Genomic DNA, 21,981 nt, shown 5'->3' on the forward strand with positions numbered 1-21,981 from the left:
CAGATGATTGATAATCCTATTAAACGTCGCCAATCAACTCGCATTATGGTTGGCAATGTGCCAATTGGCGATGGTGCACCGATTTCTGTTCAGTCCATGACCAATACTTTGACCAATGATGTAGAAGCAACGGTCGCACAAATTAAAGCATTGGAAAGTGTTGGCGCAGATATCGTGAGGGTATCCGTACCGACCATGGATGCCGCGGAGGCGTTCAAGCTGATTAAACAGCAAACTAACATTCCACTGGTGGCCGACATCCATTTCGACTATCGCATTGCGCTAAAAGTTGCTGAATATGGCGTCGATTGTTTGCGCATCAATCCTGGCAATATTGGTCGTGAAGATCGGGTAAGAGCGGTCGTTGATGCCGCTCGAGATCGTAATATTCCGATCCGAATTGGGGTCAATGGTGGTTCGCTAGAGCGTGATTTGCAGGAAAAGTATGGCGAGCCAACGCCTGAAGCTTTGGTGGAATCGGCAATGCGCCATGTCGACTATCTCGACAAACTCAATTTCGACCAGTTCAAAGTCAGTGTTAAAGCGTCTGACGTGTTTTTAGCGGTCGATGCTTACCGACTGCTTGCCAAGAAAATTGATCAACCGCTGCATCTAGGGATCACTGAAGCGGGTGGTGCTCGTGCCGGTGCAGTTAAATCCGCCATAGGCTTGGGCATGTTATTGGCCGAAGGTATTGGTGATACCTTGCGCGTGTCTCTTGCTGCCGATCCAGTTGAAGAAATTAAGGTTGGCTTTGATATTCTGAAATCACTTCGAATTCGCTCTCGTGGCATCAACTTTATTGCTTGTCCGTCTTGTTCACGGCAGGAATTTGATGTGATCGGTACTGTCAATGAGCTCGAACAACGATTAGAAGACGTCGTGACGCCAATGGATGTGTCGGTTATTGGCTGTGTGGTCAATGGCCCAGGTGAGGCGCAAGTATCGGATATTGGCGTCGCTGGTGGTCACAAGCGCAGTGGTTTCTATGAAGATGGCGAGCGTCAAAAAGAACGTTTCGACAACGATCATCTCGTCGATCAATTGGAAAGTCGCATTCGTGCTCGACTCAACAGAGAGCTGCCAGAGCAGCGGATCGATGTGACCGAGATCGGTGATTCGTAAAAAAACATCACTCCTGCTTCCAACGGACATTTGGTAATGCGGCCCGGCTTCCTTATAATGCCGGGTCTTTAATTATCTTTCTCAGGTAAAACATCACTGTGGCGAAACAAATTCAAGCCGTTCGCGGTATGAACGACTGTCTTCCTGATCAGTCTCCTGCTTGGCAATACATTGAACAAGGTTTGCGAGACTTGGTTGCCGGTTATGGCTATGCCGAGATCCGTACGCCAGTAGTAGAGAGCACTGACCTGTTCAAACGTTCAATTGGTGAAGTGACCGACATCGTTGAGAAGGAAATGTATACCTTCGACGATCGTAACGGTGACAGCCTGACCTTGCGCCCAGAGGGAACAGCGAGCTGCGTCCGTGCGGGCAACCAAGCCGGATTACTATACAACCAAGAACAGCGCTTGTGGTACATCGGTCCGATGTTCCGTCATGAACGCCCGCAAAAAGGTCGCTACCGCCAGTTTCATCAGTTTGGTGTCGAACTCTACGGCTTGTCAGGGGCCGATGCCGATGCAGAAGTCATCCAGTTAACTGCCAAGATGTGGCAAGACTTTGGTATTGCCGATCAGGTTACCTTGCAATTGAATTCGCTCGGCTCTAATCAAGCTCGCGCCGATTACAAAGATGCCTTAGTCGCGTTTTTGACTGCCCATGAAACTCAACTTGATGAAGATAGTAAGCGCCGCTTACACAGTAATCCGCTGCGGGTATTGGATAGCAAAAATCCCCAGACTCAAGCATTGTTAGTTGATGCGCCTAAGTTGTCTGAATATTTGGACGACGATAGCCAACAACACATGACTAGGCTTTGTGAACTGCTGGATTCGCTCGGGATTGGCTACCAGATCAATGAGCGCTTGGTGCGCGGGCTGGATTATTACAATAAAACCGTGTTTGAATGGGTCACTGATGCCTTGGGCGCACAAGGTACAGTTTGTGCCGGTGGCCGTTACGACGGTTTGGTCGAGCAGCTCGGTGGCAAAGCGACCACTGCCGTTGGTTTTGCCATGGGCATGGAGCGGTTGCTGTTGTTGCTCGAAACTTTGGGCAAGCTAAATGAGCTGCCAGCACCAGTGGATGTTTACTGCATGGCGAGTGGCGAAGAGTGTATGGCTGCCAGTATGAAACTAGCGCAGCAGTTACGCAGTGAGTTGGCTGGTGTTCGGATCATGCAACATCTCGGCGGCGGCAATCTGAAAAAGCAGTTTAAACGTGCTGATAAGAGTGGTGCGCGTTACGCCTTGATCCTCGGCCAGCAAGAATTAGCTGATGGTGTCGTCGGCCTCAAACATTTACGAAATCATGATCTGCCACAGGAGCAAGTTCCTTTGGCTGAAGTAGCAACACGCCTCGCGGCGGTAATGAACGAAACGGAGTAAGGTGTGGAAGGTTACCAGACCGAAGAACAACAGGTTGAAGCCATTAAGAGCTTTTTGCGTAAAAACGGCAATCAGATCCTCATTGGCATTGTGATTGGCCTTGGCGGCATTTATGGCTTCCGCTATTTTCAGCAACAACAAGTAGTTGAAAGTGCCCAAGCTGCTGATGCTTTCTCGAAAGCGCTGACGGCAGAACAGCTGCAAGGGTTTGCCAGTGATTACAGCAAATCAGGCTATGTCGCAGTTGCTGAACTGAAACTCGCTAAAACGCAAGTCGAAGCAGGAGAACTTGACGCTGCAGCGGCAACATTGCAGCAGGTTATCTCTGGTGCAAACGAAGTGGCGTTACAGCAAGTTGCCAAAATTCGCCTAGCCCGTATTCAAGTCGCTTTAAACCAACTGGATGCTGCATTAGCAACATTGGCTGGTGAATGGCCGCAGTCACTGCTCGGTGAAGTTGAAGTGGTTAAAGGTGAAGCTCACATTGCTGCCGGTAATGTCGATGCAGCTCGACAAGCGTTTCAAACTGCTTTGATGAATGTATCGCCGCAACAAGCGGCAACGATTCAAATTCGTTTAGATGATATCGCTGCACCTGCAACGCAGCTTCCGCCGGTAGAGACGGCTAGCAAGGAGTAAACTTGTGACGAACTGGTTTCGCCCATTGGCCGTAGTTGCTCTGGCGACTTTTACATTGTCTGCATGTTCACTGTTTGGTGATGATGAAGAACAGATCATTGTCGCTGAGCTGGTAGATTTTGAGCCGCAGTTTGAAGGTGAAGAATTATGGTCTGCGTCAGTCGGCGATGGTGTTGGCGATCATGCCTCTCGACTTCGCCCCGCGGTTGGCTACGACAAGGTCTTTGCTGCGAGCCGAGATGGCGTCGTTAAAGCCCTCGATCAGGCAACCGGAGACACCGTGTGGGAAGTCCATGTTGGTGAACGAGATACTGACCGCTGGTTTGGCGGTTATCGCTCAGCGATGGTCTCTGGTGCAGTGACGGTTGCTTACAAGAAAGTTTTCCTCGGCACCGAGCGTGGTTTTGTTATTGGCCTAGATGCTGAAACCGGTGAAGAAGCTTGGCGTGTGGCTGTAGCGGGTGAAGTACTGGCACCGCCTGCTGTTGCTAACGGTATTGTTGTTGCCAACACGCTATCTGGCAAAATATTTGGTATTGATGCTGAGAGTGGCGAAGAGCTGTGGAGTTTTGAAGGTGCTGTTCCGCCACTGACTTTGCGTGGCTCTGGCACCCCAGCAATTGACAATGGCGCAGTATTCGCCGGTACCTCGGATGGCAAGTTAACAGCGATATTCCTAGAGCGCGGTTTTCAGATTTGGGAAGAGCAAGTGACCTTGCCTGTCGGTACTAACGACCTCGAACGCATGGTTGATGTTGACGCCGACGTGTTAACAGGCGGGGACACAGTCTACGCTGTAGCCTACAATGGTGACTTGGTGGCGGCAGAAATGCGCTCTGGTCGCGAAAGGTGGAAGCGCCCCTATTCGTCTTATCAGGGCATGGTCATGGACGGTTTCCAGATCTATCTGAGCAGTTCATCGAGTTATGTTTTTGCCATTGACCGCCGTGATGCCACTGAGTTGTGGGCCAATAGAGAGCTAGAGAATCGTCAAATTACCACACCAGCGTTTGTCTCTCGTTATGTCATCGTTGGTGATTTTGAAGGTTATTTGCACTGGCTTGATGCCAATACCGGGCAGTTCATGGCGCGGATGCATATTGATTCCGATGGCCTTTATGCCACGCCAGTTATTGATGGCGACGTGGCCTACCTACAAACTAGAGGTGGTGACGTTTACGCCATCAAGACACCTTAGCGTTGACCCGGTAGCTCGCTGTATTTTTAAAGCCCCGGCCTCGGGGCTTTTTGTTGGAGAAAGAAAGAATGACCCCTGTGATTGCTTTGGTTGGACGACCGAATGTTGGCAAGTCGACCCTTTTTAATCGTCTGACCCGAACCAGAGATGCGCTGGTTGCGGATTTTCCTGGTTTGACACGCGATCGCCAGTATGGTCGAGCTCGCTTTCATGAGCGCGAGTATATCGTCATTGATACCGCTGGTATCTATGGTGATGAAGAGGGAATTGATGCCTTAATGGTTGAACAATCGCAACAGGCGATTGAAGAGGCCAATATTATTTTCTTTATGGTTGATGGTCGCGACGGCTTGACACCAACAGACATTGAGATCGCTGAGCATTTGCGTCGTGGTGAGAAAAATGTCGTGCTGCTGGTTAATAAGATTGACGGTGTCGATGCCAATCAAGTGATGGCCGACTTCTATCAACTCGGGATCAGTGAAATGTATGGCATAGCAGCAGCTCAAGGCCGAGGCGTCACTCAGGTGCTGGATGAATCCTTAGTGCCGTTGCTTGAAGAGTTGGAAGCAGAGCCGAACTTTGATGATTTGGTTGATGATTTAGTCGACGATTCCGAGTTTGAAGACTTAGATGATGAGCTATCCGAGCAAGAACTGGAGCAAGATGATGAAGCTCAGCCGTTCGAAGATCTACCGATCAAACTTGCTATCGTTGGCCGACCGAATGTTGGTAAATCGACTTTAACTAATCGTATTTTAGGCGAAGATCGGGTGGTGGTGTACGACATGCCCGGTACCACGCGCGATTCGGTATACATTCCAATGGAACGCGATGAGCAAGACTATATCTTGATCGACACCGCGGGTATTCGTCGGCGTGCGCGGGTCAATGAGGCAATCGAGAAATTCTCCGTGATCAAAACACTGCAGGCTATTGAAGACGCCAACGTGGTGTTGTTGGTGTTGGATGCTCATGCTGGCATTAGCGATCAAGATATGAGCCTATTGGGTTTTGTATTGAACGCAGGGCGATCGTTGGTCGTTGCGGTTAATAAGTGGGATGGTCTGGATACCCATGCTCGTGACCGGATCAAAGATGAACTTGACCGCCGTTTGGGGTTTGTCGATTTTGCCCGAGTGCATTTCATCTCTGCATTGCATGGCAGTGGCGTTGGCCATTTGTTTGAATCGGTGCAGGAAGCTTATCAGTCCGCCACGCGTCGAGTGTCGACCTCAATGCTAACCCGAATACTGCATGGCGCGGCAGAAGATCACAACCCACCGATGGTCCGAGGTCGTCGAAGTAAGCTGCGTTATGCCCACGCTGGTGGTTACAACCCGCCGGTTATTGTGGTTCATGGCAACATGGTAACGTCATTGCCTGGCTCTTATAAGCGCTACTTGACCAATTACTTCCGACGTTCGCTACAAATTATGGGCACACCTATCAAAATGGAGTTTAAAGAGGGTGATAACCCATATAAGGACAAAAAAAATACACTAACTTTGAGTCAAATCAGAAAAAGACGGCGTTTAATGAAGTACATCAAAGGTAGACAAAAATAATAAAACAAAACTACCTCTGAGGTGACCTATGACCCTACGACCGAAATGCCCGAAGTGCCAGGGCTACTTAATCGCCGACGACGGCCATCATCGTTGCGAGGAGTGCAGTTCGCAATATGAGGCGCAAGCAGTATGTGATGTCTGTGGCGACCCACTCAGCATTTTAAAAGCCTGTGGTGCAGTTGATTACTTTTGCAATCACTGCAATGAACTGAAGTCGAAATCGGTGGTTCGACACCGATACCTAGAAGTCTCTTTTGAACCCGCGCGAGCTGGATTTTAGTTTTACTCGCTATTGTTAATCACTATTGCCGCTCCAGCTGCATAGGAGCGGCCCAGCAATTCCTCTGTGATCAATTTGTCGTCTTGCCGGCTGTGATCACCGTACTTTCGATTTGGCCATCTTCGAGCAAGGTTATCAATTTTTGCCCCTGTGACACTTGCTGAATACTCCGAATAACCTGCTGTTTTTCATTACGGCTGATGCTGTAGCCTCGACTTAAGGTCGCCAACGGGCTCACGACATTGAGCTTGGCGGCAAGCACTGCCAACCTATTTTGTTGTTGTTGAAGACGTTGGCTGAGCGCTGATGAGAGTCGTTTGTTTAGACTGTCTAGTTGATTGCGCTTGCGATCCAATATTAGTGATGGTCGTTGTGCGGATAATCGATGGTGGCCGTTTAGCTGCCTACTCTTGCTATGTTCCAAGCGTTTCTGCATTGCTTGTTGCAGTTGGAAGTGCAATTCGTCAGCACGCTGGCTTTGTTGTTGGATCCTCAGGCGCGGGTGTTGTCGCTCTAGCCGTTGAGATAGTTGTGATAGCGCTAGCCGATGGATTTGTTGCTGATGACGCCAAGCATGGTTGAGCCGATTGATCATATTATTGAAGGCTTGCAATCGATGTTCGGCATCGGAAGTAACCAACTCTGCCGCTGCTGAGGGCGTCGCTGCCCGCAGATCAGCAACCAGATCGGCAATGCTAACGTCGACTTCATGACCGACGGCGCTAATTATTGGTAGGCGACTGTTAATGATCGCTGCAGCAACCACCTCTGTATTAAAACACCACAGATCTTCCAGGCTGCCGCCACCCCGACCAACAACCAATACATCCACTTCATTGCGTCGATTGGCGAGGGCTATTTGAACTGCGATTTGCTCTGCTGCGCCTTCACCTTGCACCGCCGTTGGATAGATCACTATCTCGACACTGGCATCACGCCTAGCCATGACGGTCAATATGTCGTGGACTGCGGCACCTGATGCTGATGTGACGACGCCTACTTTTCGTATCGACTCTGGCAGCGTTTGCTTGCGTTCATGGTCAAACCAACCACGTTGTTGCAACGCCCGTTTCATTTGTTCAAACGCTTGCTGCAAACGTCCGATTCCTGCCGGCTGCATGGCGTCGATGACCAGTTGGTACTCACCTCGCGGAGCATACAAACCCACTTGAGCTTTCACGAGTACCGCATCGCCGACATTAGGCTGCCAACTGAGCTGGCGGTTGCGCATTCGAAACATGGCACAACGAACCTGAGAAGATGGATCTTTTAGTGTTAGATACCAATGACCCGATGCCGCGCGAGTCAGCTGACCGATTTCAGCTTCTAGCCAGATGGTACCGATTTGTTGACTTAACAGCTGGCTGACATGCTGATTCAGTTGAGACACGCTAAAGATGTTGTCAGCAGATATCATCGTTTTGGGACTACTCTTGCTATGGGAACAGGAAAAAACAGGTTGCTCGACATTATGCATCAAGTAAACGAGATAGTTGTTTAAAATTGCTGCCTGAGTTTTTGCGACACTGTATATTGAGTTAATGCATTAGTTTGGAGCTGCGATTGAATCAACCACAATCCGACATGTACCTGTTGGCCAACAAGGTCGCTAACAAAGTAGGTATTCAACCTTTCCCAGACTTGCTGGAAGACCACTATCAGCGTCACTTTTTGCAAGCTGAGTTACCAAAGATTCGTACCAGCACGCAATTTTCATTCATTATTTTTGGCGCTTTTTCAATCTACGACTGGCTTACTTTTCCCCATTTATGGGAATCTTTGTGGCCCCTTCGGCTAGCTTTTTTGCTTGTTGCTGCGGCAGTCTATTTTGTTTCTTTCTCTTTGTTATCGGCACCCTGGATTCACCGTATGATTTTTGTCACCAGCCTGTTTTGCAATGCGGTGGTGGTTGAGGTCGGTCAAGTTGTTGCCCAATCTGGAGGTTACAGCTATCAGAATGGCACTGCTGCGGTCATCTTGGGCACTTGTGTGTTTTTTCAACTGCCGCCAAGGTTGCTGGTCGTCGCGGTGGTAATGATGATTGGTAACTATTTATTGGTTATTGGGGCAGGGCCTTTACCCACTGATGTCATTGCAACTCACTTGACTCTATTTGTGACCATTGGCGGGATCGGAGTGTATGCGGCATTTCGGCTGGAGACAGATCGCCGCCAGCAATACATCCACAACTTAGTATTACAAGGCGAACGAGAACGCTTAACGAGCGCCCAAGCAAAGCTCGAGCAGCTTTCTATCACTGATACATTGACGGGCTTAAATAATCGCTTGTACTTCGACAAACAGATCAAATTGGATTGGCAGTCGTGCCGGCGCCATCAGCAATGGCTATCTGTGATTTTGTTGGATGTCGATCATTTTAAATCGATCAACGATGGCTTTGGTCACCCGGTCGGTGATGCGGCACTGCAACATGTTGCCGATTTAATGAAGCAAATGGCTCAACGATCGACCGATTATGCAGTGCGCTATGGCGGTGAGGAATTCCTGCTGGTGCTGCCGGGCATTGAACCGGATGAGTTACAAGCCCACGCCGACAAGTTACGACAACGAATAGAATTAACGAGCTTGCCGGACCAGCCTTCGCTGCGTTTCACTGCTAGTTTGGGCTGTGCATCCATCAAACCAACGGCAAAACCAGCTGTTGAACGACTCATTAAAGAAGCTGATACGGCACTTTACCAAGCCAAGAACAGTGGCCGCAATAAAGTATGTCAAGTCATTCTCTGACACCAAGATTAACGAACTCACCTTAGCGAAACTGAGCCTCAGCCTTAACTGGGGGTTGGCAAAACCCTTGTCGTAGTGCTGGCTTTACAGCTAATTGCCAAAAACAATAGTCATGGCGTGATATTCCTCAAATATTTATTTGTTTCAACTCTGCCTTATCGGTAGAATACGGCCGCAACCAAATGACCGTCACTTGCTAGGTTGAGAGTTGCATCATGCTAAGAATTGCTAAAGAAGCACTAACGTTTGATGACGTTTTGCTTGTCCCAGCCCATTCAGAAGTTTTACCAAATACGGCGGACCTTCGTACCCGTCTGACAAAGACCATTGATCTCAATATTCCGATGCTGTCTGCCGCCATGGATACGGTGACCGAAGCGCGTCTTGCGATTGCGCTTGCCCAGGAAGGTGGTATTGGCTTTATCCACAAAAATATGTCGATCGAAGCGCAAGCTGAACAAGTTCGTATTGTTAAAAAGTACGAGAGTGGCATGGTCGACGAACCAACCACTGTTGGCCCCGAACTTTCGATCGGTGAATTGATTCACTTGCAGCAGAAGCTAGGCTTCTCAGGCTTCCCTGTAGTCAATGCTGACAATGATTTGATCGGCATTGTGACTAGCCGTGATGTTCGTTTTGAGCGCGACCTAGGTAAGCAAGTCAAAGACATCATGACGGCAAAAGACAAGCTGGTTACTGTGCATGAAAGCGCCAGCCGAGAAGACGTACAACATCTGATGCACGAACACCGAATTGAGAAGATTTTGGTGGTCAATGATGGCTTTAAACTACGCGGTATGATCACCGTAAAAGATTTCAAAAAAGCCGAACGTAAACCGAATGCCTGTAAAGATGCTCAAGGCCGCTTGCGTGTTGGTGCAGCAGTTGGTGCCGGTGAAGGCAACGAAGAACGAGTTGCAGCGCTGGTGGAAGCCGGTGTTGATGTGTTGCTGGTGGATTCCAGCCATGGTCATTCGCAAGGCGTACTAAACCGTATTCGTGCCACCAAAGATGCTTATCCACAGGTGCAAATTATCGGTGGTAATGTTGCTACGGGCGCTGGTGCCATCGCCCTGGCTGATGCTGGCTGTGACGCAGTAAAAGTCGGAATTGGTCCAGGTTCGATTTGTACCACTCGGATCGTTACTGGTGTCGGTGTACCGCAAATTACTGCGGTTTCTGATGCCGTTGAAGCGCTCAAAGAGCGCGGTGTGCCAGTGATCGCTGATGGCGGTATTCGTTATTCTGGTGATTTGGCTAAAGCGATTGCCGCTGGCGCCTCATGCGTCATGGTGGGTTCCATGTTTGCCGGTACGGATGAAGCGCCTGGTGAAATCGAGCTATATCAAGGCCGAGCGTTCAAGAGCTATCGCGGTATGGGCTCTCTTGGAGCAATGTCAAAAGGGTCGTCTGATCGCTATTTCCAGAGTGATAATGCCGCAGACAAGCTCGTTCCTGAGGGCATTGAAGGTCGTATCCCATACAAAGGCACATTGAACGGTATTATCCACCAACAAATGGGTGGTTTACGTTCATGCATGGGCCTGACGGGCTGTGCCACTATTGATGAGCTGCGCACCAAGGCCGAGTTTGTCAAAGTGACTAGCGCCGGTATGGGTGAATCGCACGTTCACGACGTGACCATTACTAAAGAAGCACCAAACTACCGTTTGGGCTAAATTAATTGCTGTTTGCTGGCTTGAACTCATTATCGTCAAGCTGGCTGTGCTCGAGGACGACCGCTGTTTGGAGACAGTTGCCGTCCTCGTTTTGTTATTTCGCAAAGTGAGAATTGCAACATCATGAGCAAAGACATCCACGACCATAAAATTCTGATTCTGGACTTTGGTTCCCAGTACACCCAACTTATTGCCCGCCGCATTCGTGAATTGGGTGTTTATTGTGAGCTTTGGGCGTGGGATGTGACCGAGCAGGACATTCGCGATTTCAACCCACAAGGCATCATCTTGTCAGGTGGCCCTGAAAGTGTCACTGAAGCTGGCTCTCCGCGAGCGCCAGAGTATGTGTTCAACGCTGGTGTCCCTGTTTTGGGTGTTTGTTATGGCATGCAAACGATGGCACACCAACTCGGTGGGTCGGTACAAGGTTCTGAGCATCGTGAATTCGGTTATGCGCAAGTTGAGTTGATTGCCAAAAGCGCGCTGTTTGATGCCATCGAAGATCACGTCGGTGACAATGGCAATGCGTTGCTGGATGTCTGGATGAGCCACGGCGATAAAGTTGCCAGCATTCCAGAAGGCTTCACCACCATTGCTCAGACTTCGTCTTGCCCGTACGCCGCAATGGCCGATGAGTCACGCCATTTCTACGGTGTTCAATTCCACCCTGAAGTAACCCATACCCGCCAAGGTATGCGTATTCTAGAGCATTTTGTTGTTCAAATTTGTCAGTGTGAGAAGCTGTGGACTTCCGCTTCAATCATTGAAAACGCCATTGAAACCATTAAAAAGCAAGTGGGTAATGACAAGGTCATTCTTGGCTTGTCTGGCGGTGTTGATAGCTCAGTTGTTGCCATGTTGCTGCATCGCGCTATCGGTCCAAACTTGACTTGCGTTTTTGTCGATAACGGCCTGCTGCGGTTGAACGAAGGCGAACAAGTGATGGAAATGTTCGGTGATCACTTCGGTCTCAACATTGTTCATGTCAAAGCCGAAGAACGCTTCTTAAATGCACTTGCTGGGGAAGCCGATCCAGAGGCCAAGCGTAAGAAAATCGGCCATACCTTCATTGAAGTATTCGATGAAGAGGCCGGCAAACAAACTGATGTGAAATGGTTAGCACAAGGCACCATTTACCCTGATGTGATTGAATCAGCGGCGTCGAAAACGGGTAAAGCCCATGTGATTAAGTCACACCACAATGTCGGTGGTTTGCCAGAAGACATGGAGCTCGGTTTGGTCGAGCCACTCAAAGAGCTGTTCAAGGACGAAGTCCGCAAGATCGGCCTTGAGCTAGGCTTGCCATACGACATGCTGTATCGCCACCCATTCCCTGGTCCTGGCTTAGGTGTTCGGGTGCTTGGTGAAGTGAAAAAAGAATACTGCGATCTGCTGCGCCGTGCCGATGCTATCTTCATCGAAGAGCTTCATGCAGCTGACCTGTACCACAAAGTTAGCCAAGCCTTTACTGTGTTTCTGCCGGTTCGTTCAGTTGGTGTGATGGGTGACGGCCGTAAATACGATTGGGTTGTGTCACTGCGTGCGGTGGAAACCATCGACTTTATGACCGCTCATTGGGCACATTTGCCATATGATTTCTTGGGTAAGGTGTCAAACCGCATCATTAACGAAATCGACGGCATTTCGCGTGTGGTTTACGATGTATCAGGCAAGCCGCCTGCTACCATCGAGTGGGAGTAATTGCGCTCGTATCAACATAAAAAAGCCAGCGTTTGCTGGCTTTTTTATTTGCTGTGGCTTGGCGTTACCAAGCGCTCATCGTTAGTCAGCGTTTTCTAACTTGGCTTTACGAGGATTATGAAGGCGCACCGTTTTCTGGCGTTTCTTTTTCATTCTCAGGTTGAGCATTTCGACTCCCAGTGAAAACGCCATGGCAAAGTAGATGTAACCTTTCGGAATATGCAGTTCAAACCCTTCTGCGATCAAAGTGAAGCCGAGTAACACTAAGAAGCTCAGTGCTAGCATTTTTACTGTCGGGTGATTCTCAACAAATTCAGCAATGCTGGATGCCGCCAGCATCATCACCACTACGGCGATAACCATAGCAATAATCATCACTGGCACATGCTTGGCGATGCCGACAGCGGTGATCACAGAATCAAAACTGAAGACGATATCAATCAGTACGATTTGAATAATGACGGCGCCAAAAGTTGCTTGTACGGCTGAGGCATGCTGCTCTTCGTCACCTTCCAGCGAATTATGGATTTCGTGAGTACTTTTGGCGAGCAGAAACAAGCCGCCACCGATCAATATCAAATCACGACCACTGATGGCATTGCCCATGATTTCAATGATTGGCGCCGTCAACCCCATTACCCAAGTAATTGATAGCAGCAACGCAATTCTGGCGAACAATGCCACTGATAAGCCAATGTAACGGGCCTTGGCTCGCATCGCTTTGGGCAACCTACCACACAGAATCGAAATAAATATAATGTTGTCGATTCCCAGCACAACTTCCAGCAGCGTTAAGGTTCCCAGCGCAATCCAAGCTTCTGGCGAGTTCATCCATTCCATCATTCGCTTGCCGCCTCTATTCGTTATTGTTCTTCAATGATGCTGTTGCTGTAGGCAGTATGGATTGCTTTCCGCTGTTCGCCAGTTTTGCTAATCGCAATCATCGAATAACACAATCATTATTCATTTAAGAACAAATGCTGCATAGCTCATGTGAGCAAGCTTCGGAGCTAGGCTTTTGCAGCCTTTTCAAATAGGCTTGCAGCAGACAACTTATTCTCGAAGGATAGCGAGCAAATAATGAAGGGTAGATTGAAATCGTTGGTAATGGCGGGGCTGGCAATAGTTCTATCAAGCAGTGCAATGAGCGAGGAGCCAAGCGCTGTCGATCCAAATCATCAACTGTTCGCTCGTTCAGTGATGTACCAGTCTCTTAGTGACATGTGTTGGCAGCAGAATCAACTATCACCGATCAAGACCGCCTATCAACAATGGCTAGTGGGTCATCAATCAGATATCGAACTGGGCCGCCAAACGATCACCTCTATGGCTGCTGAGCAGGGAAGGACAATGGAGTCGGTGGTTGATGTCTTTCTCCATATGGTTGAGCAAAACTGGGGGCAGCTAGATGATGCTGGACGCGCCCAACAATGCGAAGAGTTAACTCGCTACTTATTGCAAAACTTACCGGCGACAAGAGCTATGACACCCAATACCCCGACGCCACAAATAGCTGAGTGACTATGAGCTGACTGCAAGCATGAAGTGGATCATAGTTTGTAAGCGTTCACTATAGCTTCGAGTTTTTCCGACAGACTAACAACCTTATCGCTAATGGCATTATCTGTCGCTGCATCTTCAGCGGATTGTTCTGCTATTTGCCGAATGGCACCAAGATGACGATTGATTTCTTCCATCGCCTTCGTTTGCTCGTTGGCAGCTTGTGCAACTTGGGCATTTAGCTTCGATATTTCATCACTTTGGGTTTCTATGGTCTGGAGTTGCTCAGCTAAATGTTGAATACTGCCAGACGAATCCTGTGCCGATTGGATAACTTGTTCGATGATAGTGAACACCTGATTTTTTTGCTGCCGCAACTCCTCATTAATAGCCTTTATTTCGTCGGTGGAATCATGGGTACGATTGGCCAAAGAGCGCACTTCATCTGCAACAACTGAAAAACCTCGGCCTTGCTCGCCAGCACGCGCCGCTTCAATCGCGGCATTTAACGCCAACAGGTTGGTCTGTTCGGCTATCGACGATATGACCTCGACCACGGTACTGACCTTATCACTGCGCTCTTCTAATTGTTCAAGGCTGTCGCTGGCAGAAGCAACTAACTTAGCCAACTGTTCGATCTGCTCCCGAACTCGTTGCGATTCTTGGGCGCCACTTCGTGCTTGCTGATTGGCCGATGCAGAACGCTCTGCGGTGTACTTGGCATTTTGCAGTACTTCAGCAGAAGAGGATTCCATTTGCGTCATGGTGGTCGCGACAGAATCCGTACCTTCTTTTAATTCAACCACTGATTTTTCTGTTGATGCCGCGACGTGATGGACTTGCTCGGCGGTATCATGCAACAGGTGAGTGTGCGATGCGAGTTGCTCAACACTGTGGTGAAATTGCTTCAATAATTGCTCGATAGAGCGATAAACCTGACCAATTTCATCTGAATGCTGATTTCTCAACTCAATCGATAGATCAGACTGATGGGAAATCAGAGCCAGCTTTTTGCGAAGATCGTTTAGTCTCGCAACGACGGTCCGCCTGAAAACCAATGCCAGCGCAGCAATGCCTATTACGAATACCACGGCTAACAAGCCTGCTTGTTGCCAAAGGGCTTGATAGATTCTTTGTTCGGCATCGGCCAGAGAGTAGTGAATTCGCACGGCGCCACCTATTTCCCCTTCGGTACTTGTCGCATGGCACATTAGACAATCAATGCCATCATGGTTGGACGTCATCACGATAGGAGTCAGGATGGTGAGTAAGGGCTCGCTTGCTGAAGAGCTGAATTGTTCAATCGCTTCACCATTGAGCGCGCGGCGGCTCAATTCATCATCCGTGGTCGCTTGCTTGCTGCTGCCAAACATCGCGGTCACCGATTGTCCTCGAATGATCTCAAGTTGCTCCACATTGGCTTGCGATAGCATCTTTTGATGGAGCAAGGGTTGTTGTGTCATCGCGCCAGAGAGCATCAGGGTGTTGACCGACTCAAAATAACTACTGGCTAATGCGGTTGCTTGATTCGAAGCCATTTGACGAACCAAGTTACGTTCGTGCTGATAGGTAAATGACAGTGTCATCAGCAGTAGCGTGAGGCCGACCAATGACATGGTCAGATAAAGCTTGGCTGCGATGGAGAGTTGCTTCATTAGCAGATAACAATCAGTGACGAGTGTTGCAAAAACTATAATCTCAAATGCCAGTATCGGTGGTGTCAGATACCGGCATTGTTATAACAGTCACACTTAATCTGTGGTTATTAGGTGTATCGCTGTCCTAGGGGGAGCTAGAGTTTTGTGGTTCAATAGCGAGCGCAAATTGTTTCGGAGAAAACTGTGGATCAAAAGTGGATGCAACGTGCTATCGAATTGGCCGAGCAAGCAGAGCAGCTTGGCGAAGTGCCAGTTGGTGCGGTATTGGTTGATGAAAACGGTGAATTGCTTGCTGAAGGATATAACCAAAGTATTTGTGGCCACGACCCAACCGCTCACGCTGAGATCATGGCTTTGCGCCAAGCCGGTGAGCGGATCAATAACTATCGCCTGACAAACACCACGCTATATGTGACGTTGGAGCCTTGCCCAATGTGCGCAGGCGCCATGGTACATGCTCGAGTCGGCCGGCTTGTTTACGGTGCTTCCGATCCGCGCACGGGCGCTGCGGGTTCAGTGTTTCAATTACTGCAATCGGCACAGCTCAATCATCAAGTTGAAGTGGTTGGCGGGGTCGAGCAAGAGCGTTGCGCCGAGCAGTTGCGGCGCTTTTTCCGAAACAAACGAGAGCAACAAAAGGCGCTGAAAAAAGCGCGCCAGCAGTCAGAGTCTGCCGACTAATTGTCGGCTAAAAACATTGTATGTTGCTTGCGCAAGCGCGCATAAATATTGCGCTTGGTTCGTTTTACTTGCATGAATCGTCTTAAGTTTTGGCTTCTGGTGCGAGTTTTACGCATTGGTTTCAACCTCATTTTCAGTTCTCCGCCATTACACTTGCCAATTATTACAATTCGATGAACGTTACTGCTGAGGAGTTGCCTGAGGTTCTGCCGCTGGCACTGCTTCTGCTTCGTCGGTGTTGCTCGGTTGTTCCTCGGGTTCCTCTAATTTCTCCATTAGCTCGTTAATGTTAGAGAAGCGATCTTGTTGACGCTCAAGTTCCTTTTTTCGGGAAGCTTGGCGCTCTAACCACAATAATGTTTCATAATAGCGGCGAATATTGCGAACGTAGCGAACGGGTTCATCACCGCGGGCATAGCCAAATTTAGTTTGCTTGTACCACTGTCGTTTGCGCAAAAGCGGTAAACTTTCTTGCACGTCCAACCAAGCATAGCGGTTTTTGCCGCGAATCTCCGTGATCCTCATTGCATCGACAAGGTGACCATACCCAACATTATAGGCCGCAAGGGCAAACCACATGCGTTCATTTTCTGGCACTTTGTCGGGGATTCGAGCCAGCATCTTCTCCAGATACTTGGCCCCGCCCATGATGCTTTGTTCCGGATCGAGCCTATCTGTGACGCCGACCCCAGATGCTGTTGCTTGGGTCAACATCATCATGCCGCGGACACCAGTAAAGGATGTCGCCTTTGGGTTCCAGTGAGATTCTTGGTAGCTGATAGCAGCCAATAACTCCCAGTCAATGGGTTGGGCATAGCGTTCAAATAGTTTCCGATAACGCGGCAATTTACGCTTGGTAGCGCGAATAAATGCGCGCGTATCGACATAATCAAATTCATTGATATGGCTGAAATATTTATGCTCGATTTCGGCCAGCAAGCCTTGCTCGTTGATCCAACTAAAATATTCAATAGCGATGCCGAACAAGCTGTCGTCGTCGGAATCGGAAAAGGCCCAAGCAATGTTTTGCTCATCATCGAGCGAGAAAGCAACTGACAGCTCGGGGTGAAAACGGCGCATTGAATCAAGTTGAGTGGAGTCGACCAGAGTGTAGTCGATATCGCCAGACAACACCTTCATCAGCAGCGAGTCACTATTATCGTTGGCACTTTCACGCCATTTCAGATCAGGGTATTGCTGTTGCTTCTCTGTTAGCTTTTCGGCATGGGCACTATTTGCCATCACCACCAGCTCGCCGGGTACCTGACTCAAACTCAGCGGCCAACGATTACCTTTCTTGAATACCACTTTCTGAGTGACTTGATAGTAGCTGGGACCAAAGCGGAATTGGTTGCGGCGCTTTGATGTTGGCGTTAAGCCAGCAGCGGCCAAATCAATTTCATTGGCCTCGAGTTTGCTGAACAGCATGTCAATGTGATGGACTGGCACCATCTGCAGTTCAACGCCAAGATATCTGGCAAATGAATGGGCTAGGTCGTACTCCAGTCCTGTTTCACCTGATTGCGCTTGCATGTAGGTGGTGGCACCAAACAAGGTACCGACTCGCAAAACACCACGCTGTTGAATCAGTTGGAGGTGGGAGTCGGCCTGCTGAGTTTGCGGCAAACATCCCGCCAGCACGGTAGATAACGCCAGAATAAACCAAACAAACAACTGCTTTGAACGCCAACTTCTCATAAATTTTTATTTATTAATCATATAGCTGAGCTATTAATCTAAGCCTCATTTTAGCTTCATTAAAAGATCTTGCACTCGATTGTTGGTAATCGCTGCATTTGAACGAATTTTTGCCTATAATAGCGCGCCTCAATACCTTCTATCCTTTCAGATATAGAGTCCAATACCGTCTATGGAAATTCTACGCGGCGCGCCTGCATTATCCGACTTTCGTATCCAGAAATTACTGGCTGCTTGTTCAAAAAATCAGCTTCCTATCGTTGATATTTATGCTGAGTACATGCACTTCGTTGAGCTTAACGGCCAACTGACCACGGAGCAACAGGCTGAGCTGGCTCAGATCCTGACCTACGGTCCAACGATTGCGGAACACGAACCCATTGGTGCACTGATGTTGGTGACGCCGAGGCCTGGCACGATTTCGCCGTGGTCGACCAAGGCAACTGACATTGCTCACAACTGTGGTCTAGATGCTATCGTACGCATTGAGCGTGGCACTGCCTATTACATCAAGGTCGAAGGTGAGTTAACTGTGGAGCAAACCACAGTGCTGAAATCTTTATTGCACGATCGCATGATGGAAGTGGTGTTTGCTGATATGAATGAAGCGGAAGCTTTGTTCCAGCATCACACCCCAGCCCCGCACAGTTCGGTCGATATTCTTGCCGGTGGTCGAGAGGCATTGGCCAAGGCGAATGTTGATTTAGGTTTGGCTCTGGCCGAAGATGAAATCGACTACTTGGTCGAGAGTTTCATCAAGCTTGGGCGCAACCCTAACGACATTGAACTCTACATGTTTGCGCAGGCCAACTCTGAGCACTGCCGCCATAAGATTTTCAATGCCGATTGGACCATTGATGGCGTCGAACAGCCGAAATCGCTGTTCAAAATGATCAAGAACACCTTCGAGCAAACGCCAGATTACGTTCTGTCTGCATACTCAGATAATGCCGCTGTGATGGAAGGCACCGCAGCAGGCCGCTTCTTTGCAGACCCTCAGACTCGCGAATACGGTTATCATCAGGAAGACATTCAAATTCTGATGAAGGTTGAGACTCACAACCACCCAACGGCCATTTCTCCTTGGCCCGGCGCGGCAACCGGCTCCGGCGGTGAGATTCGTGACGAAGGTGCAACCGGTAAAGGCGCCAAGCCAAAAGCGGGCTTGGTGGGGTTCTCGGTATCTAACCTGCGTATTCCAGGTGCTGAACAGCCTTGGGAAACTGATTTTGGTAAGCCTGCCCGTATCGTTTCTGCCTTCGACATCATGATGGACGGCCCATTGGGTGGCGCAGCCTTTAACAACGAATTTGGCCGCCCGGCTTTGCTTGGCTACTTCCGAACCTATGAAGAACAAGTCAACAGCCACGCGGGCGAGGAAGTTCGCGGCTACCACAAGCCAATTATGTTGGCTGGCGGTATTGGTAATATCCGAGACGAGCACGTCATTAAAACCCCATTCGAAGCTGGCTCTAAGCTAGTTGTGTTGGGTGGCCCGGCAATGAACATCGGTTTGGGCGGCGGTGCTGCTTCATCAATGGCATCTGGCCAATCAAGCGAAGATTTGGATTTTGCTTCGGTACAGCGTGATAACCCAGAAATGGAACGTCGCTGTCAGGAAGCCATCGATCGCTGCTGGCAGTTGGGCGATAACAACCCAATCGCCTTTATCCATGATGTTGGTGCTGGTGGTCTATCAAACGCATTCCCTGAGCTGGTTCATGATGGCGGCTGTGGTGGTGAATTCCACTTGCGCAACGTACCAAACGATGAGCCGGGCATGAGCCCACTTGAGATTTGGTGTAACGAATCGCAAGAGCGCTATGTGCTGGCAATCAACCCTGACCAATTGGATGTCTTTGAAGCCATTTGTAAGAGAGAGCGTGCGCCATTTGCGGTGATTGGTGATGCTACAGCGGAGCAATCGCTGAAGTTGCACGATAGCCATTTCGAAAACACCCCAATCGACTTGCCACTTGATGTATTGCTTGGCAAGCCGCCGAAGATGCACCGTGATGTGCAATCTGCCAAAGCTGCTGGCCAAGCGCTGAAGTTGGATGACGTAACTCCAGCTGATGCAGCAGAGCGCTTATTGCGTTTACCAACCATTGCTGAGAAGACTTTCTTGGTGACCATTGGCGACCGTACTGTGACCGGTATGGTGGCGCAGGATCAAATGGTTGGCCCTTGGCAGGTACCGGTAGCCAACTGTGCGGTGACCACTGCGTCGTTCGATACTTACGCAGGTGAAGCCATGTCGATGGGCGAGCGCACGCCGGTTGCGCTGCTGGACTTCGGAGCTTCAGCTCGTTTGGCGGTTGCTGAATCCATTACCAACATTGCCGCTAACTCCATTGGTGAGCTTAAGCGCATTAAGCTGTCAGCCAACTGGATGTCAGCTGCCGGTCACCCAGGTGAAGACGCCGGTCTGTACGAAGCAGTAAAAGCTGTCGGTGAAGAGTTGTGTGCTGAAGTTGGTTTAACCATCCCTGTGGGTAAAGACTCGATGTCGATGAAGACTCGCTGGCAAGATAACGGTGAAGATAAGTCGGTAACAGCGCCAATGTCTCTGGTTATTACTGCGTTCAGCCGTGTGCTGGATGTTCGCCAATCGGTGACGCCACAGCTGCGCACAGACAAAGGTGACACTGAGTTATTGCTCGTTGACTTAGGTAAAGGTCAAAACCGTTTGGGCGCTTCTTGTTTGGCACAGGTTTACAAGCAGTTAGGTGATGTTGCGCCAGATCTAGATGACAACCAATTGTTGTTGCAATTCTTCAATGCCATCCAAGCCTTGGTGCAAGACGAGAAGTTACTCGCTTACCATGACCGCTCTGACGGTGGCTTGTTCACCACGGTGGCGGAAATGGCCTTTGCTGGCCACACCGGCGTGACCGTTGATATTGCCAATCTTGGTGACAATGATCTGGCTGCGCTCTACAGCGAAGAACTTGGTGCTGTTGTGCAAATTGCCGCAGCCGAGCGTGCTGCGGTATTGAAAGTATTCGCGGACAACGGTTTGGCTGATTACGTACACGTGATTGGTGGTCTAAACGATACTGATACCATCGACTTTGTTCGCGGTGACACAAACGTTCTGAGTAACACTCGTACTCACTTCCGTATGGCGTGGGCTGAAACGACTCACAACATGCAAGCGCTCCGTGATAACCCAGAGTGCGCTAAGCAAGAGTTTGATGCCAAAGCTAATGCTGCCGACCCGGGCATCCAAGTTGATCTAGGCTACGATCTAAACCAAGACGTGGCGGCGCCATACATTGGCACCGGCGCCGCACCTAAGATCGCTATCTTGCGCGAGCAGGGCGTGAACTCTCACGTTGAAATGGCGGCAGCTTTTGACCGTGCGGGCTTTGCTGCAATTGACGTTCACATGAGCGACGTACTGGCGGGCGATATCGACTTTGATCAATTCAAAGGTCTGGTTGCTTGCGGTGGCTTCTCATATGGTGACGTGTTGGGGGCAGGTGAAGGTTGGGCTAAGTCTATTCTGTTCAACAGCCAAGCTCGCGATGCCTTCCAAGGCTTCTTCCATCGCCAAGACACTTTTAGTTTAGGGGTGTGTAACGGTTGCCAGATGATGTCTAACTTGAAAGGCCTGATCCCAGGTGCCGAGTTGTGGCCACGATTCGTTCGTAACAATTCTGAACGCTTTGAAGCGCGCTTTAGCACAGTGAAGATCGCCGAAAGCCCATCGGTGCTGTTCAAAGGAATGGCAGGGTCACGCATGCCTATCGCAGTATCGCACGGCGAAGGTCGCACTGAATTTGCCAACACGGATGCCCTTGCTGCACTGCAGCAATCAGGTACAGTGGCGATGAACTACGTGGATAATAACGGTCAGTTTACCGAACAATACCCACTCAACCCTAACGGTTCACCGCAAGGTATTACTTCGGTGACTTCTGCTGATGGTCGCGCCACTATTATGATGCCGCACCCTGAACGAGTCTTCCGTGCAGTAAGTAACTCCTGGGCGCCAGATAGCTGGCAAGAAGATAGCCCATGGATGCGGCTGTTCCGCAATGCTCGCGTATTTGTTGGCTAATAGGCCTGAGAGCGAATTGATAAAAAACGGAGCTTAGGCTCCGTTTTTT

At 49.5% G+C, this 21,981-nt stretch carries 16 protein-coding genes; 12 read left to right on the forward strand and 4 right to left on the reverse strand.

Going from position 1 to position 21,981, the window contains the following annotated elements; translation table 11 throughout:
- The first annotated feature begins 3 nt into the window (after positions 1-3).
- The 6 genes from ispG to CBE68_RS03290 all read left to right on the forward strand — a co-directional run bounded on the left by ispG (position 4) and on the right by CBE68_RS03290 (position 6,201).
- Positions 4-1,125 carry a flavodoxin-dependent (E)-4-hydroxy-3-methylbut-2-enyl-diphosphate synthase gene (ispG, locus tag CBE68_RS03265; RefSeq protein WP_087504615.1) on the forward strand — a complete coding sequence of 374 codons (1,122 nt, stop codon included), beginning with the start codon at positions 4-6 and terminating at the stop codon, positions 1,123-1,125.
- A gap of 98 nt (positions 1,126-1,223) precedes the next feature.
- Entirely contained in the window at positions 1,224-2,513 is a 1,290-nt protein-coding gene (gene hisS, locus CBE68_RS03270) for a histidine--tRNA ligase (protein WP_087504616.1), read from the forward strand.
- Positions 2,514-2,516: 3 nt separating this feature from the next.
- Positions 2,517-3,152: a YfgM family protein gene (locus tag CBE68_RS03275; RefSeq protein WP_087504617.1), complete on the forward strand. Its 636-nt coding sequence runs from the start codon at positions 2,517-2,519 to the stop codon at positions 3,150-3,152.
- Between the two features lie 4 nt (positions 3,153-3,156).
- The gene (gene bamB / locus CBE68_RS03280; RefSeq protein WP_087504618.1) at positions 3,157-4,350 is read left to right on the forward strand and encodes an outer membrane protein assembly factor BamB; all 1,194 of its coding nucleotides are present in this window, start codon (positions 3,157-3,159) and stop codon (positions 4,348-4,350) included.
- A 68-nt stretch (positions 4,351-4,418) separates the two neighbouring features.
- The gene (der, locus tag CBE68_RS03285) at positions 4,419-5,918 is read left to right on the forward strand and encodes a ribosome biogenesis GTPase Der (RefSeq protein WP_087504619.1); all 1,500 of its coding nucleotides are present in this window, start codon (positions 4,419-4,421) and stop codon (positions 5,916-5,918) included.
- Positions 5,919-5,946: 28 nt separating this feature from the next.
- Positions 5,947-6,201, forward strand: coding sequence for a zinc ribbon domain-containing protein (locus tag CBE68_RS03290; RefSeq protein ID WP_087504620.1), 255 nt, complete (start codon positions 5,947-5,949; stop codon positions 6,199-6,201).
- A gap of 70 nt (positions 6,202-6,271) precedes the next feature.
- Here the strand turns inward: CBE68_RS03290 and xseA are convergent, their stop codons facing one another.
- A complete protein-coding gene (gene xseA, locus CBE68_RS03295) occupies positions 6,272-7,591 on the reverse strand; it encodes an exodeoxyribonuclease VII large subunit (RefSeq protein ID WP_229744608.1) in 1,320 nt (439 codons plus the stop codon).
- 173 nt (positions 7,592-7,764) lie between these two features.
- Between xseA and CBE68_RS03300 the strand changes: the two genes are divergently transcribed.
- The 3 genes from CBE68_RS03300 (at position 7,765) to guaA (ending at position 12,329) form a co-directional block, all read left to right on the forward strand.
- Positions 7,765-8,949 carry a GGDEF domain-containing protein gene (locus tag CBE68_RS03300; RefSeq protein WP_143824472.1) on the forward strand — a complete coding sequence of 395 codons (1,185 nt, stop codon included), beginning with the start codon at positions 7,765-7,767 and terminating at the stop codon, positions 8,947-8,949.
- Between the two features lie 215 nt (positions 8,950-9,164).
- Positions 9,165-10,628, forward strand: coding sequence for an IMP dehydrogenase (guaB, locus tag CBE68_RS03305; protein ID WP_087504623.1), 1,464 nt, complete (start codon positions 9,165-9,167; stop codon positions 10,626-10,628).
- A 123-nt stretch (positions 10,629-10,751) separates the two neighbouring features.
- Positions 10,752-12,329 carry a glutamine-hydrolyzing GMP synthase gene (gene guaA, locus CBE68_RS03310; RefSeq protein ID WP_087504624.1) on the forward strand — a complete coding sequence of 526 codons (1,578 nt, stop codon included), beginning with the start codon at positions 10,752-10,754 and terminating at the stop codon, positions 12,327-12,329.
- 81 nt (positions 12,330-12,410) lie between these two features.
- On the opposite strand, the gene CBE68_RS03315 is transcribed toward guaA, so the two are convergent.
- A complete protein-coding gene (locus CBE68_RS03315; protein WP_188708037.1) occupies positions 12,411-13,172 on the reverse strand; it encodes a TerC family protein in 762 nt (253 codons plus the stop codon).
- Between the two features lie 300 nt (positions 13,173-13,472).
- Here CBE68_RS03315 and CBE68_RS03320 point away from each other — a divergent pair, with 300 nt between their 5' ends.
- Complete coding sequence (locus CBE68_RS03320) at positions 13,473-13,850, forward strand: hypothetical protein (RefSeq protein WP_143824473.1); 378 nt, start codon at positions 13,473-13,475, stop codon at positions 13,848-13,850.
- 29 nt (positions 13,851-13,879) lie between these two features.
- Here CBE68_RS03320 and CBE68_RS03325 read toward each other — a convergent pair whose 3' ends face one another.
- On the reverse strand, positions 13,880-15,484 hold the full coding sequence (locus CBE68_RS03325) for a methyl-accepting chemotaxis protein (protein WP_087504627.1): 1,605 nt from the start codon (positions 15,482-15,484) through the stop codon (positions 13,880-13,882).
- A 186-nt stretch (positions 15,485-15,670) separates the two neighbouring features.
- Between CBE68_RS03325 and tadA the strand changes: the two genes are divergently transcribed.
- Complete coding sequence (gene tadA, locus CBE68_RS03330) at positions 15,671-16,168, forward strand: tRNA adenosine(34) deaminase TadA (RefSeq protein ID WP_188708035.1); 498 nt, start codon at positions 15,671-15,673, stop codon at positions 16,166-16,168.
- A gap of 180 nt (positions 16,169-16,348) precedes the next feature.
- Here tadA and mltF read toward each other — a convergent pair whose 3' ends face one another.
- The gene (mltF, locus tag CBE68_RS03335) at positions 16,349-17,866 is read right to left on the reverse strand and encodes a membrane-bound lytic murein transglycosylase MltF (protein WP_087504629.1); all 1,518 of its coding nucleotides are present in this window, start codon (positions 17,864-17,866) and stop codon (positions 16,349-16,351) included.
- A 172-nt stretch (positions 17,867-18,038) separates the two neighbouring features.
- On the opposite strand from mltF, the gene purL reads away from it, so the two are divergent.
- On the forward strand, positions 18,039-21,932 hold the full coding sequence (gene purL, locus CBE68_RS03340) for a phosphoribosylformylglycinamidine synthase (protein WP_087504630.1): 3,894 nt from the start codon (positions 18,039-18,041) through the stop codon (positions 21,930-21,932).
- Positions 21,933-21,981: the final 49 nt, after the last annotated feature.

Origin of the sequence: Neiella marina, assembly GCF_002165625.1 — a bacterium.
Taxonomy (GTDB): domain Bacteria; phylum Pseudomonadota; class Gammaproteobacteria; order Enterobacterales; family Neiellaceae; genus Neiella; species Neiella marina.